Origin of the sequence: Neobacillus drentensis (assembly GCF_036965245.1) — a bacterium.
Lineage (GTDB): Bacteria > Bacillota > Bacilli > Bacillales > Cytobacillaceae > Neobacillus > Neobacillus drentensis_G.
The window spans coordinates 1-19,885 of record NZ_JBALPG010000112.1 but is presented as its reverse complement, the minus strand read 5'-3'; the positions used below and the strand labels follow the sequence as shown (position 1 = coordinate 19,885).

Genomic DNA, 19,885 nt, shown 5'->3' with positions numbered 1-19,885 from the left:
AACTGAGGGAGTTGAAGAAGAAAATATAATAAATAAAAAATAAGCGGCCATTCGACTGTGCTTATTTACTTGCATATAAATAACTCTGTACTAATTACGGTGTCATTTTGTGTGCGATTTAACTTGTAATTTCCCCAACTATTTTAAGTTTTGTACTTCAAAATAGAACCCGTTACCAAAATGGGTCCTTTTTTTTCGTTTATCCTAAGCTGTTGTGGTAATATAAAAAGGAATTTTCGAAAAAGAAGTGATGAGATTGAAACACCAAGGAAACCAGCGTTCAAGATACAATGAGCAAATTATTCAGTGGGAAAAAGAACTGAATGAAACTGGAGTAATTATAGAAGAAAACAAATTAATTACCGCCTTAAGTCAAGAGTCAGATCCAATACAGTTATCAAAGCTGCTAACGCTAGCCGCTGTATCACGACTTGGACGAAATAAAGACGATTCATTGGCAGCTGTTTGGATTGAAAAAGCGCTAGAGCTTCATCCCGAAAACCAAAAAGCTAAAGTATATATGATTCAGTCCGATTGGAAAAAGATGCATAACCTGCTTTCTGTACTTACTTTTCCACCAATGCGTGAAACGGATAATCGAACAGCGAAGAAGAAAACAGCCGAGCAATTCATAGAAGTCTGTCAAACTTTTTTGGCTGAAGCGGATATAAAGCTGCACGATTTACAAGCTATGGTGGAAATAACCTCTACAATGGTTAATAACGACCTTTTCCAAAGGTATCAAAAGCTGGCTGATTTACTATCTTCAGCAATTGAAGAAACAAAGAGCCTCTTAAAAGCTGCGGAAGAATATGATCAATCGATTACAGGTGTTTTTCATACTTCAACCTATTATGAAGAGTTGAAATTGCATATGGCTGCTGTAGAAGAAATTAAGCAGACATGGACACAGCAATTTCTAGAAGAAGACGAATTTGAGCCAACAGAAGAAAATGCTTTGGAACAGTTGAACAATATGATAGGTATGGGTTCGGTAAAAAAACGAGTTAATGATTTTTACCGTTTTTTAAAATACCAAAAACATAGGAAAGAATTAGGATTTCAAATTAAAGATGAACTAAGTCTTCACATGATTTTAACCGGGAATCCAGGCACAGGAAAAACCACTCTCGCTAGGTTGATGGCAAAGATCTATCATGAGCTAGGAGTCTTGCCGCGGGCGGAAGTTATTGAAACAGACCGCTCGCAGCTTGTCGGTTCATATGTGGGACAAACGGAAGAAAACGTCCGCAGCATTGTCGAGGGATCTATCGGTGGTGTGTTATTTATTGACGAAGCCTATAGCCTAAAACGTGAGGGCCAAACAGGAAATGATTACGGACAAGCAGCTATTGATACTCTTGTTTCACTCATGACTGGTAGTGAGTATGGCGGTAAATTTGCGGTTTTTTTAGCGGGCTATCCGGAAGAGATGCGCTCGTTTTTAGACGCCAATCCCGGTTTGCGCAGCCGATTTCCACAGTCGAACCTTATTCATTTACCAAATTATTCGAACGAGGAGCTAATCCAGATCGCCGAGCGAGTAGCATCAGTGAATGATTATATCCTAACGGAAGAATCCAAAATTGAAATAAACCATCGACTTGATCAGGAACGGGTTGATGAAACATTTGGAAATGCCAGGACAGTCCGTAATATCGTGTTAGATGCAATTTTTAAAAAAGGAGCAGACAACGAAAAGACAGAAGTAGATATTTTAGACTATATGCTGCTTAATAAAGAGGATTTTCAAACGAAAAAAGAGAATATTGCTGAATCACCACAAGAAAAGCTAAACCGCTTAATTGGCCTCGGAACATTAAAAGTCGAAATGAGGACGCTTATTTCATTTGTGAAAATGCAGCAGTTTAGAATGAAAAAAGGACTACCAACCGTTCCTATTCAACTTCATGCTGTATTCACTGGAAATCCGGGCACAGGTAAAACAACAGTTGCAAAAATCTACGCTGAGTTTTTAAAAGAATGCGGGATTTTAAAAAGAGGTCACTTAATTGTTGCCAGCAGGGCTGATTTTGTTGCAGGATTTGTTGGGCAAACAGCAGGAAAAACAAAGAAAAAGATAAGGGAAGCGCTTGGCGGTGTCTTATTTATTGATGAGGCTTATTCACTTTTTAGTCAAACAGCAGGTGATTTTGGAAAAGAGGTCATTGATACGCTCGTCGATGAAATGACAAAGCAAAACGAAAACCTTGTGGTGGTATTGGCTGGTTATCCAAATGAAATGGATCAGCTACTTGAAAGTAATCCAGGTCTACGCTCAAGGTTTAAAAAGTTCTTCCTTTTCCCGGATTACTCCTCAGAAGAATTGCTCGAAATTATGACTGCTTATGCTGAAGGCTTCCAGTACAAAATAACCGAAGATGCAAAGAATCTATTGATTCAAACATTAGAAACGGAAGTGTTCAAGGGTAATGGCCGATTTGCGACAAATCTGGTAGATGAGATGATTCAGGCACAAGCATTCCGATTATTGGATGCAGAAGAGGACGAAAGCCTATTTGAAAAATCGATGTTTCTTGAAGTAGAAGATGTTAAAAAAGCCATAAGGAAAATGTAATGAAGAGGGCTATGAAAGGAACGTAGTTATGGATAATTATTTTGTTTCGACAAGGGAAATTCAGCTATATTACGCAGATACAGATATGATGGGTGTCATCTATCACGCCAATTATTTAAAGTTTTTTGAACTTGGCAGAACCGGGTTGATTGAAGACCTCGGATATAACTACCTATCAATGGAGGAGTCCGGGTATTATGCACCTGTCTATGATATTCAAATTACCTACAAAAAACCATTACGATATGGAGACAAAGCATTTGTAAGAACTTGGGTCGATTTTAATGACGGAATTAAAACCATTTATGGCTACACAATAGTAAACGGGGATGAAGAGGTGTGTGTCGTGGGGACGTCTACACACATAATCGTTAAAAAAGACAATTTCAGACCGACGTCATTTAAAAAGACTTTTCCAGAATGGTACTTAAAATACGAAGAAATCAAGAAAAAATAATACCAAGGAAAACCTCCAAAAACTTGTGCATGTGAGGTGACAGCAATGGCCTTTGGAATAAAACGGCAAGAACTAATTGAATGGAAAAGAAGAATAGATCATGGAGAAATTGCCTTTTTAACCCATTATTGGCTTGATGATCGCTTTCCAGGAAGTAAGACAGTAACAAAGGTTGGATGTCATGATCTTGAACGATTAGCAGCTTGGGGGCAAAAACACGGATTAAAAATAGAATGGATTCATCACAGGAAAGATGGTTATTCTCATTTCGATTTAATAGGTAAGAGACAAAAAGAAATTTTACTGAATGAAGGATTAAACGAACATATCTGGGAAAATAGTTCAGGCACACTTGAGAAATGATTATTTTTCAAGTGTGCCTTTTTTATGGATCAAAACAAGTTTTTAACCAGTTCTTTGCTTTCTATAAGGTAATACCAATTATATTTTTAATAGAATAGGCCCCGTTCAACGGAGCCATTGCTTCATATGTTCTTGAATTTCTTTGTATTTTGCGTCGGCATTTGAAAGGCCATATTCTCCTGCCTTTTCTAATGGAACGACACTGAAATGATGATACCTTTGACTTGTTACGAAGGTTGGATAGAAAACAGGGTTTGAAACCTCAATTTTGTTTCCTTTTTCTGAAACATGTTTAGTAACCTCAATGGTTGCTAATCCGCCAATATCTTTATAATCACCATATTGTGCAGAAATAAAATTCCCTAAAGAATAGACAACAAACGATTTCCTGCCATCAGTCGTCTGAATCCATTCCATCGGTTGTAACACATGGGGATGAGAACCAAAGATGATGTCAACTCCTTCGTTTGCCAGGAACTTGGCTAAATCCTTTTGATCATTTGTAGGGATCCGCTGGTATTCATTCCCCCAATGGATACTCATTGCAATTACATCAGCTTCTTTTTTTGCACGATGAATTTCATCCTTCATAATTTCGCGGTCAATCAGGTTAACGAGAAAGTCTTTTCCCTTTGGAACAGGGATCCCGTTTGTGCCGTATGTGTAAGAAAGAAACGCAATTTTTATGCCATTTTTATGGATGATTCGTAATTTCTGACGATCCTTTTCATCAAGGAAGCTCCCTACATGTGGTAACCCAATGCTATCTAAATAAGCGGCCTCCGATTGAATTCCTTTTTCCCCTTTATCTAATGCATGGTTATTGGCCGTGGAAACAATATCAACTCCTGAATGGACGAGGGCATCTGCGACCTCATGCGGGCTATTGAACATGGGATAATCGGAAAGCCCAATCTTAAGCCCCCCCAACACGCTCTCTTGATTTGCCGTTAGTACATCTGGCTTTTCCAATAGAGGTTTAACAGGTTCAAACATAGGATCAAAATTATATACAGCACCGTTAAAGGCATCAAGATAGACAGGACTATGAATCAGAATATCTCCGATTGCTCCAATGGTTATTTTTTCTATCATCTCAAGATTGACATTAATGGATGGCCGGGGCTTATGTTCTTTAGGAGAATAAACCTTATCATCCTTTACAGAATCTTTCTTTTGCTGAATCAGCACGAATGCCGAAACAGCAATACAAACCATAAAAATAATAAAGGAGGGAAAAATGGCCTTTTTCTTCATAAAATCTCCTTGTCAAATCAAGTTATCAATCAAATTTTATCTTTCTCGTTTATCATACTATAAAATAGTAATAAAAAAAGGCTTAAAAGAACCGGTTAAGGTTCCTTTATAGCCATTTGATTTTTGGTTCCGTTTTATTTATGATCCTTGAAATATTTGCCCGGTGCCGGTAAATGACAAACGATGCCAGTATGAACACAACGATGAGTAGGGGGATGTCCCATTCACGCACAAACCCAGATATTAAGGCAAACAAAATTGCGGTAATTCCAGCAATCATAGATGATAAGGAAACATATTTTGTTATGTACAAACTTATAAAGAAAGCCAATAAGACTGTTAAAAACAATAAAGGTGCACAGAACATTAAGACACCGCCAGATGTGGCAACAGCCTTACCGCCGCGAAATCCGGCAAAAATGGGATAGGTATGTCCAACAACAGCAACAACACCAGCCAATAATGGATTTATATCAATCGAAAAGAGAACCGGTAAGGATGCTGCTAACGTTCCTTTCAGTATATCGGCGAGTGTAACTGCTAGCCCTGCTTTCACTCCAAGTGTGCGAAAGGTATTGGTTCCCCCTAAATTTCCGCTCCCGTGCTCGCGTATATCCGTTTTGTAAAAAACCTTGCCGATAATTAAACCAGATGGAATCGAACCAAGCAAATAAGCAAGGATCAAGACTAAAATAATTTGAACCATTAACAATTTCTCCTTCAATATAAGTTCGAGTTCTTCTATTTTACCATGTATTTTTGAAAAAACACTATTGCTTTTACCATTATCTTAAAAGTTTAGTTTTCTCGGTGTGTAAAAAATACCTTCTCATTTCCAATAAGATACTTTAGGATAGAAATAAGGAGGATTTGACACATGGCTCGTATTGAATATCATAATAATAAAAAATTTACTGCAAAATGGATCATTGGAGGACTTATTAGCGCATTTATCCTCATTATTTCATCCATTTTTCTATTATTATATCCTTTTGCTTCAACCGATAAAAAAACGTATTTTCAAGGTGAAAATCCAATCCTTTTCAATGGAAAACAGCAGGGGAATGCATTAATCGAAGGAAATATGTGTTTTGTCCCACTTAGATTTTTAAAAGATAACATTGATAGCACCATTATGTATGATGAAAAATCAAAATCGGTTATCATTACCACCAACGATAAAGTTGTCCAAATGCCAACAGATTCTTTAACATATTTTGTCAACCAAAAGGAGGTTGCATTACAACTATCACCTATTATCACTAGGAATGGAGAAACGTTTGTTGCCCTTGATTCGGTCCTTACTTTTTTCCCAATCCAATATAAAAAATTGCCAGATAGTAAGGCCATTTGGATTCAACAGGATGGAGAGAAATACGAGAATGGGAGATTGACAGATAAAGATATTAACAATGAAAAACTTAGATTGAGAACCGAACCTTCATGGCAGTCACCATATACAGCTGAAATGGCCAAAAACGAATCTGTCACCATCGAAGGTGAAAAAGGAGAGTTTTATCTTGTCAGGAAAGCAAACGGAATCAGCGGTTTTATAAAAAAAGAATATGTTCATAAGAAAGAAAGCGTAAAAATTAATATACCGACGCAAAGTAAAACTTTTCAGATGCCAAAAATCAATGGACCAATTCAGTTAACATGGGAAGCAGTTTATACGAAAAATCCCGATTCCTCTAAAATACCTGAAATGGCAGGTGTTAATGTTGTATCGCCTACATGGTTCTCCCTAGCTGCTAATGACGGGTCAATTAAAAACCTTGCTTCACTTGAATACAGCAAGTGGGCTAATTCAAAGGGATATCAAGTATGGGGACTGTTTTCAAATTCATTTGATCCAGTGCTAACTCATGAGGCATTGAAGGATTTTGACACTCGCCAAGCCATCATCCGACAATTACTTCATTATAGCCAAATGTACGAGCTGCAAGGAATCAATTTTGATATCGAAAATGTAAATCCAGAAGATGGACCGCTTGTCACTCAATTTATGAGGGAGGCAGCACCATATCTACATGAAGCTGGTTTAGTAGTTTCAATGGACATCACCTTTTCAGCCGGGGAAAACAATAACTGGTCTTCCTTTTACGAAAGAACGAAGCTCGCCCAAATTGTCGATTATCTAATTGTGATGGCGTATGATGAACATACAGGTGCGGCATCAGGTGCAGGCAGTGTGGCCAGCTTACCGTGGGTTGAGAGGAACCTTGAAAACCTGCTGAAAGAAGTTCCAAATGAAAAGTTAATCCTTGGCGTTCCATTGTATGCAAGACTATGGAAGGAACAAACTAATGCTGACGGCACCACTGAGGTGACGGCACAGGCTCTTTCAATGGATAAAGTTAAGGCCTGGCTTGCTGAAAAAGGAGTACAGCCAAGTTATGATGAAGAAAGTGGGCAAAACTATGCAGAATATGTAGCTGCTGACGAAAACGCCACATATAAAATCTGGATAGAAGATGAAATGTCTTTGAAAAAACGAGCGGATTTAGCCGCAAAATATCTACTGGGTGGAATTGGAACATGGTCAAGATTATTTGGAGACCAAACAGCTTGGACAGCATTAAATTTAAATGGTGAAAAGGCAGTAACACAAAAATAAGGGAATAATAAAGGATCTTTTGCAGGTCCTTTATTATCCCTTTTTTTTAATTCGTCTAAAGTAAGAACAATTAAGGGCAAATTTATTACAAAAATATGGAGAATTTTCAAACCATTTGTTAACTCGTTGAAAGCCATGTATTGAGCCCCTATAATTTAGATAAAGCAAAACTTCTATTAGTGGAGTTTTTTTCCAATCTGCACTGATTGTTAGTCCTGGTCTACTGTCTCTATTATCAAGGCTATCGCTGATATAATGACAGTACGAAACCCGAAAGGTTAAACTAAGCCGATGAAAAGCATATCGGCAAGTTTCACTGTATCTCACCAAACAGGGCTTTTACGGGCAGTTGATAACCCACTTATTCTTCTTAAACCTTTCACTTTGATGAGGGAGTCTTACTGCCCGTAAATCCGGGATAAAAATCAAATAAACAAGCAAGCAAAAAAACCGGCCGAGTCATCACGAATAATGGTCGGTTTATCTTATAATTTCCCAATCTTTTCTATGGAAAAGGGGTAGAGTCGCAAAGGTGAATCAGTATGTCAAATTGTAGTGGAAATAAAAATTTCAAACAACGAATGGAGTGAAATCATGCTCTACTCACACTGCCTTAATTAGGTTAAAAGGCTGGTTTTTTGAAAATCGTTTCCATTACAATTGATGGCATCCGAACGCCATATTAGTTTTAGGGAGTGAGGGCCTGTGGTAGAGAAATCGGAAAGTGAAAAGAACTATCAAGAATTACTAAAAAAGTATGAGTTAGTGGTAAACCAAAACCGATATTTAGAAAAGCGAATTCAGGAGGAGGTGACAAAGAATAAGCAGAAAGACCATATATTAATTGAGCAATCTAGACTTGCTGCCATGGGTGGAATGGTTGCGAGTATTGGGCACCAATGGCGCCAACCGTTAAATAATTTATCTCTATTAATACATGACGTAAGAGAGGCACTTGAGTTCGGCGAGATTGACAATCAATATATTGACCGATTCACTAGGGAGAGCATGCTCCAAATTAAGCATATGTCTCGTACTATTAATGATTTTCGGAAATTCTATAAACCAAATAAGGAAAAAACCCTTTTTTCCGTCGGAGATTCGATTGAAGAAGCATTGTCGATTTTTTCAATGAGCCTTAAAAACCATGGAATTCAAGTTGAATTTGAATACAGAGGACAGCAAATGGCATATGGCTATCCGAATGAATATAGCCAGGTCGTGCTAAATATTTTAACGAATGCCCGAGACGCCTTTGTCCAAAAGGATATTAACAATCGCAAATTTCGTATCAACATTGGTGAAACAAAGGAAATTGTTACAGCAGAATTCATTGATAATGCAGGTGGAATTGAGCCGACTCTACTTAAGAAGGTATTCGATCCCTATTTTACGACTAGGCAAAATGGAACTGGTCTTGGGCTATATTTGACGAAGATGATTCTCAAGAAGATGAACGGAAGTGTTTCAGTTGAAAATACAGGTGATGGAGCAAGATTCTGCGTGTCCGTCCCTAAGATCACTGCAGCCATCAAGCCCGAACTTGTTTCAGTTTAAAAAAAATTCTCACGCTAGCTCCCTAAAGACGGGAGCTTTGTTTCTTTATGGATAAGAAAAATTATGTTTTTTTAGGAAGATAAGGTAAAATAAAGAAAAAAATCTATAGGGGTGGTATTCATGGCAATCGAGAATCCAAGTCGCGAGGAAATTGGTGTTATATTAAAAAAAGCAAAGAGAATTGCAGTTGTTGGATTAAGTAATAATCCAGAACGCACTTCTTATCAAGTTTCGGCAGCAATGCAAAAAGCTGGGTATGAAATCATTCCAGTTAATCCAACGATTGACGAGGTGCTTGGTGTAAAGGCAGTAGCATCCTTAAAAGACATTGAGGGTCATATTGACATTGTTAACGTATTCCGGCGCTCAGAGCAATTGTTTGATGTAGCTAAGGAATTTGACAAAATCGATGCAGACGTCTATTGGGCGCAGCTTGGACTTGCTAATGAAGAAGCGTATAAGTTTTTAAAAGAAAAAGGCTATACAGTTGTCATGGATCGTTGTATTAAGGTGGAACATGCATTAACAAGGAACATGCTTTAAAAAGAATCGTCTTTTCAAAAAAACTGCGATAATTGGCAGTTTTTTTCTTTTTTTCTCCCTAAAATGTGTAAATAAAATATTACAAAATAGAGTTATTTTAAAATACATATTTGCCAAAATGAAATAAATCGCTACAATTAAGCATAGACGCCACATGAACATATGTTAAAATAAATGTGGCAAACGTTAGTTCTATATAATTTAAATAAAAGAATACATGATACTCTAAACAAATTAGTTAGTTTTTCTTGTAATGTATGAAAGGGGTATTTTAGTGGCAAGGAATCAACAACAAGCTTTTGATTATAATGATGATGCCATACAGGTACTTGAAGGCCTTGAGGCGGTAAGAAAACGCCCTGGGATGTATATTGGCAGCACAGATTCACGTGGTCTCCATCATCTCGTATACGAGATTGTCGACAACTCTGTCGATGAAGTGCTCGCGGGATTTGGTGATCAAATCATTGTAAAAATACACAAAGACAATTCTATTAGCGTTATTGATAAAGGACGCGGAATGCCTACAGGTATGCATAAAATGGGTAAACCAACACCTGAGGTCATTTTAACAGTGCTCCATGCCGGCGGAAAATTTGGCCAAGGCGGCTATAAGACAAGCGGCGGGCTGCATGGTGTTGGTGCCTCTGTCGTCAATGCGTTATCAGAATGGTTGACCGTCACGATAAAAAGAGACGGATTTGTTTATGAACAACGTTTTGAAAATGGTGGAAAGCCTGTTACAACACTCGAAAAAATCGGCAAAACAAATCAATCAGGAACGACCATTCATTTTAAGCCTGACCCGTCAATTTTTTCGACTACTACATATAACTTCGAAACCTTATGTGAGAGGTTAAAAGAATCCGCCTTTTTGCTAAAGGGATTAAAAATTGAAATCCATGATGACCGCAATGACTTTCATGAAATTTTTCATTATGAAAATGGGATTGAGGCTTTTGTCGAATATTTAAATGAAGAGAAGGATGTTCTCCATCCTGTTGCCAGCTTTGAAGGGGCACAGAATGGTATTGAAGTCGATTTTGCCTTTCAATTTAATGATGGCTATTCAGAGAATGTGCTCTCGTTTGTCAACAATGTCCGCACAAAGGATGGCGGTACCCATGAGGCAGGCTCTAAAACCGCAATGACTCGGGTATTCAACGATTATGCTAGAAAAGTGTCCTTTTTAAAAGAAAAAGACAAAAACCTAGATGGTGCAGATATTCGCGAAGGATTATCAGCGATTATATCCGTTAGAATTCCCGAAGAACTGCTTCAGTTTGAAGGACAGACGAAAGGGAAACTGGGAACAAGCGAAGCCAGATCGGCTGTTGACGCTGTCGTTTCAGAACATCTCTCCTATTTTCTTGAGGAAAACCCTGATATAAGCTCCCTGCTGATTAAAAAATCGATTAAAGCTTATCAAGCACGAGAGGCTGCAAGGAAGGCTCGTGAGGACGCACGGAGCGGTAAAAAACGAAAGCGTGGCGAGGCTGTTTTATCCGGTAAACTAACACCTGCACAATCCCGTAATCCACAAAAAAATGAACTTTATTTAGTCGAGGGTGATTCTGCAGGAGGTTCTGCGAAACAAGGACGCGACCGGCGCTTTCAGGCAGTATTACCATTACGAGGTAAGGTCATAAATACCGAAAAAGCCAAACTGGCCGATATTTTTAAAAATGAAGAAATCAATACGATTATTCATGCCATTGGCGGCGGAGTTGGAGCAGATTTCAGCGTAGATGATATTAACTACGATAAAGTGGTTATAATGACCGATGCCGATACAGACGGGGCACATATCCAAGTATTATTACTTACTTTCTTTTATCGCTATATGAAGCCTCTTATTGAAGCAGGTAAAGTGTTTATTGCCCTGCCGCCACTTTATAAAGTAAGTAAAGGTACCGGCAAAAAAGAAATCATTGAGTATGCTTGGAATGAAGAGGAACTTCAAACAGCATTGAAAAAGGTCGGCCGAGGCTACATCATTCAACGTTATAAAGGTCTTGGTGAAATGAATGCCGATCAGCTTTGGGAAACAACAATGGATCCAGAGACAAGAACACTAATTCGAGTAAAAATAGATGATATTGCTAGAGCAGAACGCCGCGTTACAACACTTATGGGTGACAAAGTAGAACCGCGACGGAAATGGATTGAAAGTAATGTGGCATTTGGATTAGAAGAAGATGATACCATCTTAGAAAATGAAAATATTACGGTCTCCGAGGAGGGTTCTGAAGGATGAGTGCAACTGAAAAATTCCGTGACTTACCTCTAGAAGATGTACTGGGTGATCGTTTTGGCAGATACAGTAAGTACATTATTCAAGAACGTGCGCTGCCGGATGCCAGGGACGGTTTAAAACCGGTACAACGAAGAATTCTCTTTGCAATGCATGTTGAAGGCAATACATTTGATAAAGGCTTTAGAAAATCAGCCAAAACGGTTGGTAATGTCATCGGTAACTACCACCCGCATGGGGATTCCTCCGTTTACGAAGCTATGGTGCGGATGAGTCAGGATTGGAAAGTCCGAAATGTTCTTGTGCAAATGCACGGAAACAACGGAAGTGTCGATGGTGACCCGCCTGCAGCCATGCGTTATACGGAAGCACGACTGTCAGCCATAGCCGCTGAACTTCTCCGTGATATTGAAAAAAATACGGTTGAATTTATTCCAAACTTTGACGATACATCGAAGGAACCAACTGTCTTGCCAGCAATGTTCCCTAATTTACTTGTGAATGGTTCAACAGGAATTTCTGCCGGTTATGCAACAGATATTCCACCGCACCATCTTGGTGAGGTCATTGACGGGGTTATGATGAGATTGGATCAGCCGGACGCTACGGTTGATAACCTGATGACAGTTATCAAAGGACCGGATTTCCCAACTGGCGGTATCATCCAGGGAATAGATGGGATTAAGAAAGCCTATGAAACTGGTAAAGGGAAAATTATCGTTCGCGGGAAAGCGGAAATTGAAGAGGTTCGCGGCGGTAAACAGCAAATTGTCATAACGGAAATTCCGTATGAAGTGAACAAAGCAAATCTCGTCAAAAAAATGGATGAGTTCCGTCTCGATCGAAAGGTAGAAGGAATCTCTGAGGTTCGCGACGAAACAGATCGGACAGGTCTAAGAATTGTGATTGAGTTAAAAAAGGATGCCGACGCTGAAGGTGTCTTGAATTATTTATATAAAAATAGTGACCTGCAAGTAACCTATAATTTTAATATGGTTGCTATCTATAATAAGCGCCCAAAATTAATGGGAATCCGTGAATTACTTGATGCCTATATAGGTCATCAAAAAGAAGTGGTTTCAAGAAGAACCCAGTTCGATCTTAACAAAGCGAAAGAACGCCAGCATATTGTTGAAGGATTAATGAAAGCTTTATCCATCCTTGATGAAGTTATTGCCACCATCCGTGCGTCAAAGGACAAGCGGGATGCGAAGGACAATTTGATTGCTAAATATGCGTTTACCGAGATGCAGGCCGAAGCGATTGTTTCCTTACAGCTCTATCGCTTAACCAACACTGATATCACCGCATTACGGACTGAAGCGGAAGAATTAGCAAAGAAAATTGAAGAGTGGACGAGTATTTTAGCAAGCGAGAAAAAGCTTATCTCCGTTATTAAAAAAGAATTAAAAGACGTGAAAAAACGCTTTGCAGATGAGCGCCGTTCAAAAATTGAAGCGGAGATCGAAGAGTTGAAAATTAATCTTGAAGTAACAGTTCCTAGTGAAGATGTAATCGTCACCGTAACAAAGGAAGGTTATGTAAAACGAACAAGCCAGCGTTCATATGCTGCTTCAGGTGGTCAGGATCTAGCAATGAAAGATTCCGACCGTTTATTACATCAACTTGATATGAACACAAAGGACGTACTGCTTCTCTTTACGAACAAAGGAAACTACCTGTTCTGCCCTGTTCATGAGCTGCCTGATATCCGCTGGAAGGACTTAGGCCAGCATGTGGCTAATATCATTCCAATTGAGCGCGATGAAGAAATTATCAAAGCGGTGCCGGTGAAGGAGTTTGAAACAGAGGCCTTCTTCGTTTTTGTTACGAAAAATGGTATGGTCAAGAAAACAGAACTGAAAGCATATAAAGCGCAGCGCTACTCTAAGCCACTTGTAGCCGTCAATCTTAAGGATGATGATCAAGTCATTGATGTACATCTAACAGATGGGACAAAAGAAGTTTTCCTAATTACAAACCTTGGGTACGCCCTCTGGTTCCATGAGGAAGAAATTAGCATTGTTGGTATTCGAGCAGCAGGTGTAAAAGGAATTAATTTAAAAGATGACGATTTTGTTGTCGGGGGTAAACTGATTCAATCAAACAATAATGAATCAATATTAATTGCAACCCAACGCGGTTCAGTGAAAAGGATGAAATTAAAAGAGTTCGAAAAAACAACCCGTGCGAAGCGTGGTGTAGTCATCCTTAGGGAACTCAAATCAAATCCACACCGTATCAGGGGCTTTGTTGTGGCGAACGATCATGACGATATTTTTATCCAGACTGATAAAGGTTTTACTGAAACGTTAAAAACAGACAACATTCGCTTTAGTGACCGTTACTCCAACGGCTCGTTTATCCTCGATGAAGATGAAAACGGGAAGGTAACGAATGTATGGAAAGTAGAAGCACCTGAAACCCCTAGTGAATAATATTTATTGGACTCTCTAAAAATTAGAGAGTCCTTTTTTCATCTTTTTACCAAAAATGGGCATACTGACTAATAACAGAGAGTATGGAGGGGACATTGATGAAAAAAGAGATGCTGCTTGTAATTGTTTCGTTTTTTCTTATATCAATTACCGCAATAACTGGGGTTTACGCATTTGAAGACAATACTAAGGTCATAACGATTTCAGAAGAAGAAGTGGATATCACAGGGGACGGACAAAATGAGTCCATCTTTTTAAAAGGTGTCCCATATCAAGACGAAGATCCTTTTTTGAAAAAAATTTATATTGAAGTCGCTGCCTCTAATGGGAAAACATATACCTTTCCATTAGAAAGTGGATCGAAAGCGTCACTTCAACTTACAGACTTAAACAATGATGGAATAAAGGATTTATTTGCAAGTGTATTAACAGGGGGAAGCGGTGGTATTGTTGTCAACTTTTTATATTCTTTAAAGGATTTTGTTCATACTGAATTAACTATCCCAGAACCGCTTGAGATAGACGCTAAATTTTTAAATGGCTATAAAGCTGAAATGAAGCTGAAGCAAACAGGAGAGTCTTATTTGTTTAATTTGAAGGATCGCAAGAAATATTACAAAAAACTAGGTTTTTACTATAAAGGAAAGCTAAATGAGCCGACAGAATTGTCGGTAAACCCTTTTAACAGTCTGTCACCTATTCAATTTGAAAATGAAAAAATGGGATTAAAAGGTTACCAAAGAGTTACTGGTGTCGCAAACGCCGACACCATCGCACTAGTTAAATCTGTGTGGAGATATGAGAAGGGTCATTGGAAGCTGCTCAGTGCAGACGTAAAGCAGGAAAGAACACACTAATAGAAATGGATTTACTTATTCTTCAGGTAAGTATTTTCAAAACTATGTCAAAAACACAGAATAATTTTTTCTGTGTTTTTCTTTGTTTAAAAATTGACGGTTACTCTGTAAAGGAATATACTTAGGTTCGTAAATAATTAAGTAACCTAAGTATTATTAGATGAAATGAAAATCGAGGTGATAATATGGCCGATTTTGAAAGTGGCACAGCACAAAAGCTCCTTCAATCATTTATGAAATTCAGAAAAACAGGGTGGCATGATAAGAAAATTGCTGGGTTTAATCCTAGTGAATTCAGAGTGATTGCGACGATCCAACGTTATGCAAATGACAACAATACTGAAATGAAGGTTTCTGAAATTAGTCAGCTATTGCAGGTTACTCCGCCAACTATTACGCAAATTATTAATATCCTTGAAAAAGACCAACTAATTGAAAGAACAGTTGATCCCGAGGACAGAAGAGCCGTAAAAATAAAACTGACTCCAACCGGGATTGAAGCAGCAGAAAACACAAGAAAAGCTTTTGGCGAAACCTTTTTAGGATTAATTGATTATTTAGGAGAACAAGAAAGTGAACAGTTGGCCGAATTGCTTTCCAAGGTCCATGATTATTTTAATCAAGTCAGTCACCAATAAATTACAGAAACTTAGTAATATATTATTTAGTTTATTCATTAACAATCTAAAACGGAGTTGAACCATCTTGATAAAATTAAGCAAATTTTTGAAACCATTTCAAAAACAGATTTACTTTGTTTTAGGTCTTGTTCTTTTACAGTCATTATCTGAACTCTATTTACCAACCTTAATGGCTGACATTGTCGATAAAGGAGTAGTTACTGGCGATACAGATTATATTTGGAAAATCGGCGGCCTTATGCTGCTAGTTGCAGCTGTAGGGATGATTTGTTCAATTGTTGCCAGCTTCTATTCAGCAAAAGCAGCATCCGGATTCGGTAAATTACTGCGGAGCAAAATATTTTCCCATGTCGGTAATTTCTCCTTACAAGAGTTCGATAAACTTGGAACTGCCTCGTTAATTACGAGAACAACGAACGATATTACGCAAATCCAACAAGTACTAATCATGATGCTGAGGATGATGGTAATGGCGCCAATGATGTGTATTGGCGGGATTATTATGGCCTTATCAAAAGATGCTAAATTAACCTTGGTATTGGCTGTGTCCTTACCTGTTCTTGTCATTACGATTGTGGTGATTGCTAAAAAGGGAATACCTTTATTTAAAGCGATGCAAGTAAAGCTTGATAAGCTTAATCGTGTTTTAAGAGAAAACCTAACAGGTATTCGTGTTATCCGTTCTTTTAACCGGATTACTCATGAGAAGAAACGGTTTAATGAAGCAAACTGGGATCTTACACAAACTGCGATTAAGGTCAATAAAATTATGGCTGCGATGATGCCGATTATGATGATTGTCCTTAACCTTACAACAGTAGCGATTGTTTGGTTTGGGGGGATTCGTATCAGCAATGGCCATATGGAAGTCGGCGACATGATGGCGTTCATTCAATATGCGATGCAAATCATGTTCTCATTCGTCATGTTATCGATGATGTTTGTAATGATTCCTAGAGCATCCGTTTCAGCAGTCAGAATTAACGAAGTGTTCGAAACGACAGCTGATATTCAAGATCCATCTGTACCTGTACGTACAGATGGGCAAAAGGGGCAGGTAGAATTTCAAAATGTAACCTTCAGCTATCCTGGTGCCGAAATGCCTGCCGTTTCCAATATTTCTTTTAATATGAACCCGGGTCAAGTGACGGCCATTATTGGCGGGACCGGCTCCGGTAAATCAACACTGATTAATTTGATACCACGTTTTTATGATGTTGACAGTGGTATGGTGCTTGTCGATGGTGTAAATGTAAGTGATATGACCCAGGAAAGCCTCCGTGAAAAGATTGGCTTTGTTCCACAACAAGCGGTCCTTTTTACTGGTACGATTTCAGAAAACATTCGCTATGGTAAAGAAGATGCCTCAGATGAAGAAGTTAAGCATGCAGCTGAAATAGCCCAAGCGACAGAGTTCATCGAAAATATGCCTGATGGATTCCATTCAGTTATCGCCCAAGGCGGAACAAATGTTTCCGGCGGGCAAAAACAGCGTTTGTCGATTGCACGGGCACTTGTTAGAAAACCGGAAGTCTATATTTTTGATGATAGTTTTTCAGCACTGGATTTTAAAACAGACGCTAAACTACGTGCTGCTTTAAAAGAAGAAACTGTCGACTCAACGATGCTAATCGTTGCTCAGCGTGTAAGTACGATTATGAATGCCGATCAAATTATTGTCTTAGATAATGGCGAAATCGCCGGAATTGGAAAACATAATGAATTAATGGAAACTAGTAAGGTATATCGCGAGATTGTCATGTCACAGCTGTCAGAGGAGGAAATTGCATGAGTAACGATTCCAATCATCAAGGACAGAGGGGCAAAGGAGGAAAACCTGGACCAGGCGGGGGTTTCGGTCCTATGGGCATGGGGATGCCAGTCCAGAAAGCAAAAGATTTCAAAGGAACGCTTAAGCGGCTAATAGGGTACTTAAAACCTTATAAATTACAACTGTTATCTGTATTAATTACAGCCATCATCAGTACTGTGTTTGCGATTGTCAGCCCGAAAATAATGGGTAATGCAACGACCAAATTATTTGAAGGATTGATGATGAAAATACAAGGTGTCCCTGGGGCAAAAATAGATTTTGACTATATCGGACAAATAATTCTACTTTTAATAGGACTGTATATCATTAGTGCGATATTTGCTTATATTCAACAATATATTATGGCGGGGGTAGCACAAAAAACAGTTTATAATCTTCGGAAAGAAGTGGATGAGAAGCTTAACAGCTTACCGTTAAAATACTTTGACTCAAAGACTCATGGTGAAATTCTTAGCCGAGCTGTAAATGATGTCGATAATATCAGTTCAACCCTGCAGCAAAGTTTAACCCAGCTGATCACATCAGTGGTTACATTACTCGGTGTCATTGTGATGATGCTCTCGATTAGTCCATTAATGACATTGATCGTTGTCTTGACACTACCACTAAGCTTTGTTGCGATTACGAAAATTGCAAAAAAATCACAAACCTATTTTAAGGGACAGCAAAAATCTCTTGGTCAGCTAAATGGGCATGTGGAGGAAATGTATACTGGTCATAAAGTAATTAAAGTGTTTGGCCGAGAGCAAAAATCAATTGAAAAATTCGAAGAAACCAATGAAGCCCTTTATCAATCAGGCTGGAAGGCGCAATTTATGTCAGGAATGATCATGCCATTAATGTCGTTTATCAATAACATCGGCTATGTGCTTGTATCAGTTGTTGGCGGCCTTCTAGTAACGAAAAGGGCAATAAAAATTGGTGATATTCAAGCATTTATTCAGTACGCTAGACAATTTAGCCAGCCGATTACCCAAACCGCTAATATCGCTAATGTCATCCAATCGACGATTGCAAGTGCTGAGCGTGTGTTTGAAATTTTAGATGAGACAGAAGAAGTCCCTGAAGCAGCTGTAGCGAAGGAAATTATTGCTCCTAAAGGGGACGTTATGTTTGAACATGTTTCCTTCAGTTATAAGGAAAATGAACCGTTAATTGACGATATGAATATTGAAGTGAAACAAGGACAGCGGGTAGCCATCGTCGGACCAACTGGTGCCGGTAAAACAACACTGATTAACTTGTTGATGCGTTTCTATGAAATTAATTCCGGGAAAATTTTAATTGATGGGATAGATACTCGTGATTTAAAAAGAGAACAGCTGCGCGGTTTGTTCGGTATGGTGCTACAGGACACATGGCTGTTCAATAGTACAATTCGCGATAATATCGCGTATGGTAGAGAGGGAGCTACAGAAGAGGAAATTGCGGCTGCAGCAAAGGCGGCCAACGCTGATCACTTTATTCGCACGCTTCCTGAAGGCTATGACACGATACTAAATGAGGAAGCCTCTAATATCTCGCAAGGTCAAAAGCAATTATTAACGATTGCACGAGCGATTCTTGCTAATCCAGCGATCTTAATTTTAGATGAAGCTACGAGCAGCGTTGACACCCGGACAGAAGTACAGATACAAAAGGCCATGGATCATTTAATGAAAGGGCGCACTAGTTTTGTGATTGCGCACCGGCTATCAACAATTCGGGACGCTGATCTCATCCTTGTTATGAATCATGGAACTGTGATTGAAAAAGGAACTCATGAAGAATTACTAAGTGTAGACGGCTTTTATGCAGATTTGTATAATAGTCAGTTTACATTTAATCAGAAAAATGCAGGATAATAAGTGGCATTTAGGAAGCTTTTGGGCTTTCTAAATGCTTTTTTTATAACTTTTAAAACAGTTATTCGTATAACATATTATTATGGAAGATTCTTGTATTAGAATATACTGATGAGGGGAGATGATTACTATGAGATTTTACTCTAAAAAAGGAATAATCACTGGTGTCCTTTTATGGGGAACTGTTGCCTTTTTAATCGGTTCTTTTCTTTTTTTACCTGGTGGTCCGGAAGGGAAGGGGGAGATCATTACTGCAGTTCTGGTATGTGGATTAACGAGTGCATTTATTATATGGTTATGGTTTGGGACATATTATGAAATAAATGGGAATCAATTAAAAGTTGTAGGAGGGCCGTTTCGGTGGAAAATTGACATCATGACTATGAAAAGTATAAGAAAAACTCGAAATCCATTATCAAGTCCGGCTTTGTCATTGAACCGTTTAGAGATACTCTATGGCAAGTGGGGCACGGTCATGATTTCTCCTAAAAATGAAGAAGAGTTTTGCGAGACTTTAAGAAAAATAAATTCAAAAATAGACTTCAATATTAATTAAAATTTTTTCTGTCTCATTATCTTAAGTATACTTAGGAATTGAGACATTTTTAAATTTGTTACCATAATAATATTATGTAAACTGATTTA

The 19,885-nt window shown here is 38.4% G+C and carries 15 protein-coding genes; 13 read left to right on the top strand and 2 right to left on the bottom strand.

Annotated elements, in window-relative coordinates; genetic code table 11:
* Positions 1–250: 250 nt before the first annotated feature.
* Genes V7150_RS20155 through V7150_RS20145 form a run of 3 tightly spaced genes read left to right on the top strand, consistent with a single transcriptional unit; the run spans position 251 to position 3,398 of the window.
* Positions 251–2,578: an AAA family ATPase gene (locus tag V7150_RS20155; RefSeq protein ID WP_335521856.1), complete on the top strand. Its 2,328-nt coding sequence runs from the start codon at positions 251–253 to the stop codon at positions 2,576–2,578.
* Between the two features lie 28 nt (positions 2,579–2,606).
* Positions 2,607–3,035, top strand: coding sequence for an acyl-CoA thioesterase (locus tag V7150_RS20150; RefSeq protein WP_335521853.1), 429 nt, complete (start codon positions 2,607–2,609; stop codon positions 3,033–3,035).
* A gap of 45 nt (positions 3,036–3,080) precedes the next feature.
* Positions 3,081–3,398, top strand: a complete 318-nt coding sequence (locus V7150_RS20145; protein ID WP_335521852.1) for a hypothetical protein — start codon at positions 3,081–3,083, stop codon at positions 3,396–3,398.
* A gap of 105 nt (positions 3,399–3,503) precedes the next feature.
* On the opposite strand, the gene V7150_RS20140 is transcribed toward V7150_RS20145, so the two are convergent.
* Both V7150_RS20140 and plsY read right to left on the bottom strand, forming a co-directional pair.
* Complete coding sequence (locus tag V7150_RS20140) at positions 3,504–4,655, bottom strand: CapA family protein (RefSeq protein WP_335521850.1); 1,152 nt, start codon at positions 4,653–4,655, stop codon at positions 3,504–3,506.
* Positions 4,656–4,761: 106 nt separating this feature from the next.
* A complete protein-coding gene (gene plsY / locus V7150_RS20135; RefSeq protein ID WP_335521847.1) occupies positions 4,762–5,361 on the bottom strand; it encodes a glycerol-3-phosphate 1-O-acyltransferase PlsY in 600 nt (199 codons plus the stop codon).
* A gap of 171 nt (positions 5,362–5,532) precedes the next feature.
* Between plsY and V7150_RS20130 the strand changes: the two genes are divergently transcribed.
* From V7150_RS20130 to V7150_RS20085, 10 genes are all read left to right on the top strand, one after another.
* Entirely contained in the window at positions 5,533–7,272 is a 1,740-nt protein-coding gene (locus tag V7150_RS20130) for a glycosyl hydrolase family 18 protein (protein ID WP_335521846.1), read from the top strand.
* 705 nt (positions 7,273–7,977) lie between these two features.
* Entirely contained in the window at positions 7,978–8,829 is an 852-nt protein-coding gene (locus V7150_RS20125) for a sensor histidine kinase (RefSeq protein ID WP_335521844.1), read from the top strand.
* Positions 8,830–8,949: 120 nt separating this feature from the next.
* Entirely contained in the window at positions 8,950–9,372 is a 423-nt protein-coding gene (locus tag V7150_RS20120; protein ID WP_335521842.1) for a CoA-binding protein, read from the top strand.
* 274 nt (positions 9,373–9,646) lie between these two features.
* Complete coding sequence (parE, locus tag V7150_RS20115) at positions 9,647–11,629, top strand: DNA topoisomerase IV subunit B (RefSeq protein WP_335521840.1); 1,983 nt, start codon at positions 9,647–9,649, stop codon at positions 11,627–11,629.
* Positions 11,626–14,064 (top strand): DNA topoisomerase IV subunit A, encoded by a 2,439-nt coding sequence (gene parC, locus V7150_RS20110; RefSeq protein ID WP_335521838.1) that lies wholly within the window; start codon positions 11,626–11,628, stop codon positions 14,062–14,064. Before parE ends, parC begins: the two co-directional genes overlap by 4 nt.
* 98 nt (positions 14,065–14,162) lie before the next feature.
* Positions 14,163–14,921: a hypothetical protein gene (locus tag V7150_RS20105; RefSeq protein ID WP_335521836.1), complete on the top strand. Its 759-nt coding sequence runs from the start codon at positions 14,163–14,165 to the stop codon at positions 14,919–14,921.
* Between the two features lie 185 nt (positions 14,922–15,106).
* On the top strand, positions 15,107–15,559 hold the full coding sequence (locus V7150_RS20100; protein WP_335521834.1) for a MarR family winged helix-turn-helix transcriptional regulator: 453 nt from the start codon (positions 15,107–15,109) through the stop codon (positions 15,557–15,559).
* Positions 15,560–15,626: 67 nt separating this feature from the next.
* Positions 15,627–17,354 (top strand): ABC transporter ATP-binding protein, encoded by a 1,728-nt coding sequence (locus V7150_RS20095; protein WP_335521832.1) that lies wholly within the window; start codon positions 15,627–15,629, stop codon positions 17,352–17,354.
* Positions 17,351–19,240, top strand: a complete 1,890-nt coding sequence (locus V7150_RS20090) for an ABC transporter ATP-binding protein (RefSeq protein ID WP_335521830.1) — start codon at positions 17,351–17,353, stop codon at positions 19,238–19,240. The genes V7150_RS20095 and V7150_RS20090 overlap by 4 nt, the downstream gene beginning before the upstream one ends.
* Before the next feature lie 130 nt (positions 19,241–19,370).
* Complete coding sequence (locus tag V7150_RS20085) at positions 19,371–19,796, top strand: PH domain-containing protein (RefSeq protein ID WP_335521828.1); 426 nt, start codon at positions 19,371–19,373, stop codon at positions 19,794–19,796.
* Positions 19,797–19,885 lie beyond the last annotated feature (89 nt).

Coding starts and splice junctions, on each gene's coding strand:
- V7150_RS20155 (WP_335521856.1), top strand. CDS start 251: ATGAGATTGAAACACCAAGGAAACCAGCGTTCAAGATACAATGAGCAA.
- V7150_RS20150 (WP_335521853.1), top strand. CDS start 2,607: ATGGATAATTATTTTGTTTCGACAAGGGAAATTCAGCTATATTACGCA.
- V7150_RS20145 (WP_335521852.1), top strand. CDS start 3,081: ATGGCCTTTGGAATAAAACGGCAAGAACTAATTGAATGGAAAAGAAGA.
- V7150_RS20140 (WP_335521850.1), bottom strand. CDS start 4,655: ATGAAGAAAAAGGCCATTTTTCCCTCCTTTATTATTTTTATGGTTTGT.
- plsY (WP_335521847.1), bottom strand. CDS start 5,361: ATGGTTCAAATTATTTTAGTCTTGATCCTTGCTTATTTGCTTGGTTCG.
- V7150_RS20130 (WP_335521846.1), top strand. CDS start 5,533: ATGGCTCGTATTGAATATCATAATAATAAAAAATTTACTGCAAAATGG.
- V7150_RS20120 (WP_335521842.1), top strand. CDS start 8,950: ATGGCAATCGAGAATCCAAGTCGCGAGGAAATTGGTGTTATATTAAAA.
- parC (WP_335521838.1), top strand. CDS start 11,626: ATGAGTGCAACTGAAAAATTCCGTGACTTACCTCTAGAAGATGTACTG.
- V7150_RS20105 (WP_335521836.1), top strand. CDS start 14,163: ATGAAAAAAGAGATGCTGCTTGTAATTGTTTCGTTTTTTCTTATATCA.
- V7150_RS20100 (WP_335521834.1), top strand. CDS start 15,107: ATGGCCGATTTTGAAAGTGGCACAGCACAAAAGCTCCTTCAATCATTT.
- V7150_RS20090 (WP_335521830.1), top strand. CDS start 17,351: ATGAGTAACGATTCCAATCATCAAGGACAGAGGGGCAAAGGAGGAAAA.
- V7150_RS20085 (WP_335521828.1), top strand. CDS start 19,371: ATGAGATTTTACTCTAAAAAAGGAATAATCACTGGTGTCCTTTTATGG.